The sequence below is a fragment of the Acinetobacter sp. UBA3132 genome (assembly GCF_002364825.1).
In the GTDB taxonomy this organism is placed as follows: domain Bacteria; phylum Pseudomonadota; class Gammaproteobacteria; order Pseudomonadales; family Moraxellaceae; genus Acinetobacter; species Acinetobacter schindleri.
Map to the genome: position 1 here is coordinate 2,508 of NZ_DEZM01000062.1, position 708 is coordinate 3,215.

Below are 708 nucleotides of genomic sequence, written 5' to 3' on the forward strand. Positions count from 1 at the left end.
AGGAATTGCTGATTTACGTTGTGAAGCATAGAAATCGAAGCCATAGACCTCTGAAAGCTTAGCAAAAATATTGGCACTAACACCTTGGCGAACATACTCTTTTTGGTTTGACTGGGTTGATGCACCTTCAAAAAGTCCTTTGTCTGCATCGGTTTTTAAGTGGTAGTGGTTCCAGTCACTTTCTGTATAGTCATAAGTGATGCTACCATGGACTTTGCCAATTTTAGATTTAGGCGCACAGGTTTCTGCCTGAACCACACCACCGGTGAAGCCACCGTGTTTTGCACTAATGTTGCTGTCTAATACTTCTAAATTACACAATAAATCGGTGTTGATTGCCACACCTTGTGAACCGCCAGACACTGCACCGTAGTTGGTTGTTTCTGAACCAGCAGGGTCGAGGTTATTGCTGTTGCTGACGCCATTGACCACAAATTTATTATTAAATGATTGTGCACCATGAATCGAAATTTCAGCCGGTTTTAAATCAGCTTGTGAGCTGGCTGCCATATGTTCATTGCTAAACTGCACATTCGGATTTACTTTTAGAAAGTCAGTGATATTTTTAGAGCTATTCGGCGTTTTTTCTAAGTCTTCTTTTGAATAAATGGTTTTTCCAAATTCATTTTCTTGCTGAGCTTCAATAATAATCGTGTTGAACTTAACCGTAGCTTCATTAAGGATGGATTCTTGATAATTTGATTCTTC

The 708-nt window shown here is 39.5% G+C and carries 1 protein-coding gene; it reads right to left on the reverse strand.

Annotation, left to right across the window (positions count from 1 at the left end; all coding sequences use genetic code 11):
• On the reverse strand, positions 1–708 hold a 708-nt coding region (locus B4033_RS02890), incomplete at both ends, for a Plug domain-containing protein (protein ID WP_286831959.1).